The organism is Caulobacter sp., assembly GCF_049283275.1.
Classification (GTDB): Bacteria; Pseudomonadota; Alphaproteobacteria; order Caulobacterales; family Caulobacteraceae; genus Caulobacter.
Genome location: NZ_JBAPVS010000241.1, coordinates 1 through 6853, shown reverse-complemented (window position 1 = coordinate 6853; position 6853 = coordinate 1). Strand labels below are relative to the sequence as shown.

Genomic DNA, 6853 nt, shown 5'->3' with positions numbered 1-6853 from the left:
AGGCCGGGGCGTGGGCCGCCGGCGCGTGGCGCGCCACGTCGATCAAGGCTTCCTCGGTCGTCTCGTGTTCAGGGCTGATCGGGGCCAGCTGCAGTTGCTGAGCCAATTGCTCGATGCGGCGCGGCTGCTCCAGATAGGCGACCTCGGCCTTGAGCAGGCGGACGCGGGCCTTTTCCTCGCCGATCACGCGCTCGACCTCGGCGATCTGGGCGCGCTCGCGACCGGCGAAGGTCTTGGCCATGTAGACACCCAGCACCAGCACCAGCAGGACGCACAGGCAGACCATCTCGACGACCCGAAAGCCCCGCACGCGACGCTCGAAGAGGCTCGACAGGCTCATGCGGCGCTCCACACGGGAGCCGTCGTGCGCACAGCGGCGCGCAGCTTGGAGGAGCGAGCGCGCGGATTGACCGCCAGCTCGGCCTCGCCCGGCGCGATGGCCTTGGACGAGATCAGCTGGAAGCTGGGTGGAGCGCCCTGCTCGACCGGCGGCGCGTGGCGCGATCCGCCGGGCGTCCGCCCTGCACGCTCGGCCAGGAAATTCTTCACGATGCGGTCTTCCAACGAATGGAAGGTGACCACCGCCAGGCGGCCGCCCGGCTTCAGCACGCGCTCGGCGGCCACGAGACCGGCCTCAAGCTCTTCCAGTTCGGCGTTGACGGCGATCCGCAGCCCCTGGAACGAGCGGGTGGCGGGATGGACCTTGGCGCCCTTGCGGCCGCCCAAGGCGCGCTCGATCACGTGGGCTAGGTCCAGGGTGCGGGTGAACGGACGCTCGGCCCGGCGCTTGACGATGAAGCTGGCGATACGGCGGGAAGCGTGCTCCTCGCCATAGACATAGAGGATGCGGGCCAGCTCGACCTGATCCAGCTCGTTGACCAGATCGGCCGCCGTCGGACCGTCGGCGCCCATGCGCATGTCCAGCGGACCGTCGCGCATGAAGGAGAAGCCGCGCTCAGCCTCGTCGAGCTGCATGGAGGAAACGCCGAGATCCAGGGTGACGCCGTCGACCGACGCATCCCCCAGATACTCGGTGATTTGTGAAAAGCGGTCCTGAATCAGGCGAAAGCGGCTATCCGCCGCAGAAAATTCAGCCGCGAAGCGAGCGACGCTGGGATCGCGGTCGAAAGCGGTGACCGAGGCGCCGGTCGCCAGGATGGCGCGGGTGTAGCCGCCGGCTCCAAAGGTGCCGTCGATGACCATGTCGCCGGGGCCGGCCGACAAGGCGCCGACCACCTCGTCGAGCAGCACCGAGACGTGCGGCGCGCCGGCTTGCGGAGCGGTTTCAAGGTCGCTCATCCCGCGGCCCCGATCCGGGCGGTGCGCTGCTGGGCGCGCATGGCGGCCAGGCCGTCGCGGGCCAGTTCGCGCTGAGCGGCGCGATGGGCTTGGAAAGCCTCGCGCGACCAGATCTGGAACCGCTCGCCCAGGCCGACCACCGCGACCCAGTCGCTCAGGCCGAACATCTCGCACAGGGTGTCGGGAAGGGTGATGCGGCCGGCGGTGTCGAACGACAATCGGGCCATGCCGCCCAGGACGCTGGTCTCCAGCGCCGAGCGCAGGGGATCGCCGAACGGCAGCTCGTCGATCACGCCCTGGTAGCGATCGAACAGGCCTTTTCCGCCCGCCTCGAGACAGTCGGCTTCGATGGAGGGAAAGCAGAAGATTCCGCCGAACGGACCCGAGAGCGCGGCGCGGAAGTCCTGCGGCACAACGATGCGCCGCTTGCTGTCCAGCTGCTTCTCGAACGTCGAGAGAAACACCTCGCCTACCCCTGTTTAAGCCCGCCGCCGGACGTCCTGCCACGATCGCTCCGGCAGAAGTGGGTTAACATGGGATTGATTGGGATACAATGACACCAACAGCCGTTTGGCCGCTAAAACAAAGGTGTCACGGAGCTCTTTCACAGAGCCCTCGAATCTATCCACAGAACATACAAGGAACTTGTTAAGATTTCGCGCCCGCTAGACTCTGCGCGGAGCCTTGCTGGCTTGGGATTGAGCGGCTCAGTTGCCGCCGTTGTGGGGATAGGTGGGACTTAAACCCACTTTCGCCGCCCCGCCTGAGGGGCGGAGCGAATGGACCAGATGGTCTGTAAGCCGGGTTCTGTCTGACGCCCGCCCCTCCCGAAGGAAAAACGGACGCGAGACGGCCATTCCTCTGGACCGCCCATCGCTGGACGGTTCTCGCGACCTACCCGGACCCTCTCAGCCAGTGACGGCCTATCCGACGCGAGGCCGGCGCGGGGTCCCTATTCGGTCTTGCTCCAGGCGGGGCTTGCCATGCCGTCCCTGTTGCCAGGTCCGCGGTGGGCTCTTACCCCACCCTTTCACCCTTCCCGCCCCGAAGGGAGGAGGTTTGCTTTCTGTGGCGCTATCCCTGGGATCGCTCCCGGCGGGCGTTACCCGCCGCCTTGTCACCGTGGAGCCCGGACTTTCCTCGACATCACAAGGATGCCGCGGCCGCCCGACCATCTGGTCCGGGGCCTAAGTGACGGTTGGGAGCGTTGGGGTCAAGCCGTGGAGCGAATTCCCCGCCCTTCGACAAGCTCAGGATGAGGAATTCGAATGACGGCTTCGCAAAGTCGCCCTCATCCCGAGCTTGTCGAAGGAGGAGGACGGGCCCGCAGGCGTCGCGCGACAGGACCTAGAGATCTCGCATCAGTCCCGCGATGGGGTGCTTCCCCAATGCCTTGACCACGCCGACGCGATCGGCGGCGGTCCTGTTCTGCGACAGCTTCCAGGTTCCCTCCAGCCGCTCGACGGTCAGCCGGCAGCCGATGATGCCGCGCATCATGGCCTCGAAGCGGCCGGGGCTCATCTTGTCGCGGGTCCACGGCGTCTTGGGCAGAAGGCGCGCCTCCTCCTGGGCCGAGAGGTCGTCGAGCAGGGCCACGAACTCGGCGTCGCTCAGCGGCGCGACCAACCCCTCGGCCTCGGCCGAGACGTAGTTCCAGGTCGGAACCTGGTCTTCGCTTTCGTACCAGTCGGGACTGACATAGGCGTCCGGCCCGGTCGCCAGGGCCACGGCGCGAAAGCTCGGGACCACGAACGGCGCCAGGGCGTTGCCGCGCGACAGGTGGAAGTCCAGCGCCACCTCGCCGAAGTCGAGCTCGCGGACCACCACCGGCGCCTGGGCCGTGAAGGGGCGGCCGCCCACCGCCGCCGCGATGGTCACGAACGGGTTCGCCCGGAAGAAGGCCAGCAGGGTCTCGCGGTCGTCGACGTGGAACGGCTTGGCCGGATGCATCAGCCGGCGGCCCGCAGCAGGGCCACCAGCCGCGCCCGGGTCTCGCCGTCGGCGACGCCGTCGAAGCGGGTCTGCAGCCAGTGGCGCTGGAAAGCGGCGACCACGGTGGTGGTCCATTCGTCGTACTGGCCCGACGGCGCGCAGTTGTAGCCCAGGCGGGTCAGCCCGGCCTGGAGGGCGAAGACGCCGGTCCCCTCCTCGCCCTGACCCAGCGGGGCGCCGGGCGACGGCGGCGGCTCGACCCACAGGCCGTGGCCGGCCTCGGCCAACCGCTTCCAGGGGAACAGCTCGCCCGGATCGATCTTGCGGCCGGGGGCGATGTCGGAATGGCCGATGATCATGTCGTCATCGATCATCCAGCGCGAGCGGATGTCGGCCAGCAGTTTGATCACCGCGGCGACCTGGGCGTCGGGGAAGGGGCGATAGCCGAACTCGTGGCCGGGATTGACGATCTCGATGCCGATGGAGGCCGAGTTGATGTCCTTGACGCCCTTCCAGAACGCGGCCCCGGCGTGCCAGGCGCGACGCTCCTCGGGCACCAAGCGGAAGACCCTGCCGTCTTCCTCAACCAGGTAGTGGGCCGAGACCTTGGCTTCCGGATCGCAGAGCCGCTCCAGGGCCGCCGGCCCCGTCTCCATGCCGGTGTAGTGCAGGACGACGCAGTCGGGCACGGCCTTGCGCGCGTCGAAGTTCGGCGACGGGGCGTCGACCAACCGCAAGAAGGGGGGCGTCATTGGGAACGGTTCCTGGTCAGCATCAGCAGCGGCATCACCTGGTTCTTGCGCAGGGCGATGATCAGCACGCCCGCCAGCGCGAGCAGCGTGCCGATTCCCATCCGGGCGTCGAAATGATCGTGCGTGATCAACACGCCAAGGCCAATGGTCATCAACGGAGTCATCAGGGTCAGCGGCGCGACCAGATTGGCGTCGTGGCGCTGGATCAGGCCGTAATAGGCGGTGTGGGCCAGGACCGAGACGATCAGGGCCGAAAACAGCAGCGCCGCCAGGAACGGCAGGCCGGCCTTGAAGGCCAGGTCCAGCCCGCCGGGTTCGATGGCCAGGCTCAACAGGGCCAGGGGCGCGACCGAGGTGGCGCCGACCCAGGCCTGGAACTGCAGCGGTTTGACGCCCTCGATCTGTTTCATCATCACCGCGCCCAGCGAGCCGGTGAAGGCCGAGGCGACGATGAACCACAGGCCCGGCGACAGCTGCAGGCCGTGCGGGTTCCACATCACCACCACCGCGCCGGACAGGGTGAGCGCAATGCCCAGGCCGCGCTTCCAGCGGACCTTCTCGCCCAGCATCAGCATCGACAGAATGGTCGTGAACGGCACGCCCAGCTGGATCACCACCGCCGCGGCCGAGGGCGAGGCGGTCTTGAAGCCCATGAACAACAGGGCGAAATTGCCCGCCCCCATCAGCAGACCCACGGCCACGATCCGCCAGGTCGGGCGCGGCGCGGGCAGCAGCCACGGCAGGGTCACCGCCGCGACAATGGCGAACCGCACCGCCGCATAGAACAGCGGCGGCACGCCCCAGTGGGCGACCACGATCTTGGAAATGATGTTGTTGCAGGCCCAGACCAGACAGACCAGGACCAGCAAACCGAAGTCGCGCAGGGACATGGAAACGACCGATACGCGTCGCCGACAAGGGTTTGCAATCAAAACCGATGACCGCCGACATCATCGTCCGCGACGTCGCGGTTGACGGAAGGGCTAAACGGTCGTTTGCTGGTGAACAATGTTCACATACGCGAGCGCCCGGACCACCGGGCCGGGTGAACGTCAGGGTGGAGGCACGATGGCCATCGAGCATTTCGACGTACTGATCGTGGGCGCGGGCCTGTCGGGCATCGGCGCGGCCTACCATCTTCAACGCGACTGTCCGAAGAAGACCTACGCCATCCTCGAGGCGCGGGCGGCGATGGGCGGCACCTGGGACCTGTTCCGCTATCCGGGCATTCGCTCCGACAGCGACATGTACACCCTGGGCTACGCCTTCAAGCCATGGCGCGAGGCGAAAGCCATCGCCGACGGCCCGTCGATCCTGAACTACGTCCACGAGACCGCCGCCGAGAACGGCATCGACCGCCACATCCTCTACGGCCACAAGGTCAAGCGGGCCAGTTGGTCGTCGGAGACCGCCACCTGGACCGTCGAGGCCGAGCACGACGGCAAGACCGTCAAGGTCACCTGCAATTTCCTGTCTATGTGCAGCGGCTATTACAATTACGACGCCGGCTACACGCCAGACTTCCCCGGCGTCGAGCGGTTCAAGGGCCGGATCGTCCATCCGCAGCTGTGGCCGCAGGACCTGGACTACGCCGGCAAGCAAGTCGTGGTCATCGGCAGCGGCGCGACGGCCGTGACCCTGGTGCCGGAAATGGCCAGGACCGCCGGCCACGTGACCATGCTGCAGCGCTCGCCGACCTATGTGGTCTCGCGGCCGGCCGAGGACGCGATCGCCAACTGGCTGCGCGCAAAGCTGCCGGCCATGACCGCCTACGGCATCACCCGCTGGAAGAACGTGCTGATGCAGATGATGTTCTTCAACATCGCCCGCAAGAAGCCCGAGAAGACCAAGGCGCAACTGCTGGACCTGGTGCGCGAGCACCTGGGCCCCGACTACGACGTCGAGACCCACTTCACGCCGCGCTACAATCCCTGGGACCAGCGGCTGTGCCTGGTGCCGGACGCCGACCTGTTCGACTCCCTGAAGGCCGGGACCTCGTCGGTGGTCACCGACCAGATCGAGACCTTCACCGAAACCGGCATCCTGCTCAAGTCGGGCGCGACCCTGGACGCCGACATCATCGTCACGGCCACGGGCCTGCGCATGCAGTTGCTGGGCGAGATGGAGGTGGTGGTCGACGGCCGGAAGATCGCGCCCCACGAGACCACCAGCTACAAGGGCATGATGTTCAGCGACGTGCCGAACCTGGCCTCGACCTTCGGCTACACCAACGCCAGCTGGACCCTGAAGGCCGACCTGACGGCCGAGTATGTCTGCCGCCTGCTCAACCACATGGACCGCACCGGCGCCCAGATCTGCACGCCGCGCCTGCCGGAAGGCGAGATGGAGATCGAGCCCTGGCTGGACTTCTCGTCGGGCTACGTCCAGCGGGCCCTGAAGATCCTGCCCAAGCAGGGCGCCAAGACGCCGTGGAAGGTGCACCAGAACTATGCGCTGGACCTGGTGACCCTGCGCTACGGCAAGGTGGACGACGGCACCATGGAGTTCTCCAAGGCCAAGGCGGCGGTGAAGGCCAAGGTCGCGGCTTAGCGGCTCGACCACTTGCCCCCTACGGGTCGCTTCGCGACCGTCTTCCCCCAGAGGGGGAAGAGCCCTGCTGAGCGGACCGCGTGAAAGCTCCGCCCCCTCTGGGGGCGGACAGACGGCGAAGCCGTCAGGTGGGGGCAAGTCAGTGTCATCCCACGCCAATTGGCTGTGAGTGGATGGGGAGGCGCGGAGCGGTCCGGGCCTGGCCCGGATGACCGTGAGGTTGTGTGTGCGTTTCGGCTAGACCTGACCGCTCCGCCGAACCGTTTTGACCAAGGGACGATGACTGAGGGCCTGTTTCATCCCGGTCGACGTTTCCCCTC

General features: G+C 67.2%; 7 protein-coding genes and 1 other RNA gene. 1 reads left to right on the top strand and 7 read right to left on the bottom strand.

Translation table 11 applies throughout. The features are described 5' to 3' along the window. The 7 genes from ftsL to WAL33_RS13820 form a co-directional block, all read right to left on the bottom strand. On the bottom strand, positions 1 to 340 hold a 340-nt coding region (gene ftsL / locus WAL33_RS13850; RefSeq protein ID WP_422182104.1), incomplete at its 3' end, for a cell division protein FtsL. After that, positions 337 to 1299: a 16S rRNA (cytosine(1402)-N(4))-methyltransferase RsmH gene (rsmH, locus tag WAL33_RS13845; RefSeq protein WP_422182103.1), complete on the bottom strand. Its 963-nt coding sequence runs from the start codon at positions 1297 to 1299 to the stop codon at positions 337 to 339. The genes rsmH and ftsL, both read right to left, overlap by 4 nt. Then, positions 1296 to 1763 (bottom strand): division/cell wall cluster transcriptional repressor MraZ, encoded by a 468-nt coding sequence (locus tag WAL33_RS13840; RefSeq protein ID WP_422182102.1) that lies wholly within the window; start codon positions 1761 to 1763, stop codon positions 1296 to 1298. Before WAL33_RS13840 ends, rsmH begins: the two co-directional genes overlap by 4 nt. A gap of 316 nt (positions 1764 to 2079) precedes the next feature. Continuing rightward, positions 2080 to 2478, bottom strand: an RNA gene (rnpB, locus tag WAL33_RS13835) — RNase P RNA component class A. Positions 2479 to 2646: 168 nt separating this feature from the next. Next, a complete protein-coding gene (locus WAL33_RS13830) occupies positions 2647 to 3249 on the bottom strand; it encodes an FMN-binding negative transcriptional regulator (protein ID WP_422182101.1) in 603 nt (200 codons plus the stop codon). Beyond that, on the bottom strand, positions 3249 to 3983 hold the full coding sequence (locus tag WAL33_RS13825; RefSeq protein ID WP_422182100.1) for an N-acetylmuramoyl-L-alanine amidase: 735 nt from the start codon (positions 3981 to 3983) through the stop codon (positions 3249 to 3251). The genes WAL33_RS13830 and WAL33_RS13825 overlap by 1 nt, the downstream gene beginning before the upstream one ends. After that, the gene (locus tag WAL33_RS13820) at positions 3980 to 4873 is read right to left on the bottom strand and encodes a DMT family transporter (RefSeq protein ID WP_422182099.1); all 894 of its coding nucleotides are present in this window, start codon (positions 4871 to 4873) and stop codon (positions 3980 to 3982) included. Before WAL33_RS13820 ends, WAL33_RS13825 begins: the two co-directional genes overlap by 4 nt. A 178-nt stretch (positions 4874 to 5051) precedes the next feature. Here WAL33_RS13820 and WAL33_RS13815 point away from each other — a divergent pair, with 178 nt between their 5' ends. Continuing rightward, positions 5052 to 6533, top strand: coding sequence for a flavin-containing monooxygenase (locus tag WAL33_RS13815; RefSeq protein WP_422182098.1), 1482 nt, complete (start codon positions 5052 to 5054; stop codon positions 6531 to 6533). Positions 6534 to 6853 lie beyond the last annotated feature (320 nt).

Coding starts and splice junctions, on each gene's coding strand:
- WAL33_RS13820 (WP_422182099.1), bottom strand. CDS start 4,873: ATGTCCCTGCGCGACTTCGGTTTGCTGGTCCTGGTCTGTCTGGTCTGG.
- rsmH (WP_422182103.1), bottom strand. CDS start 1,299: ATGAGCGACCTTGAAACCGCTCCGCAAGCCGGCGCGCCGCACGTCTCG.
- WAL33_RS13830 (WP_422182101.1), bottom strand. CDS start 3,249: ATGCATCCGGCCAAGCCGTTCCACGTCGACGACCGCGAGACCCTGCTG.
- WAL33_RS13815 (WP_422182098.1), top strand. CDS start 5,052: ATGGCCATCGAGCATTTCGACGTACTGATCGTGGGCGCGGGCCTGTCG.
- WAL33_RS13825 (WP_422182100.1), bottom strand. CDS start 3,983: ATGACGCCCCCCTTCTTGCGGTTGGTCGACGCCCCGTCGCCGAACTTC.